Annotated in this window: 1 protein-coding gene; it reads left to right on the top strand. The window is 63.8% G+C overall.

The window, feature by feature from the left end; genetic code table 11:
* Positions 1-265 (top strand): ATP-binding cassette domain-containing protein (locus ACZ3HH_RS30350; RefSeq protein WP_465810320.1); only part of this gene is annotated, 265 nt, incomplete at both ends.

Here is a 265-nt window from a genome sequence, read left to right as displayed (position 1 = left end):
CAAGGAGAACGCCTACCCGGGCGAGCTTTCGGGCGGCCAGCAGCAGCGTGTCGCCATCGCCCGCTCGCTCGCCATGACGCCGGACGTCATGCTGTTCGACGAAGTGACGTCGGCACTCGATCCGGAGACGGTGAAGGAAGTCCTTTCCACCATTCGCGAGCTCGCCGACGACGGCATGACGTGCATGCTCGTCACCCACGAGATGGGCTTTGCCCGCGAAGTCGGCGACCACATCTACTTCACTGACAAGGGCGTCATCGTCGAG

This window comes from Pseudomonas sp. PME37.24/025 (genome assembly GCF_055556615.1).
This window is presented reverse-complemented; position numbering and strand designations above follow the sequence as displayed.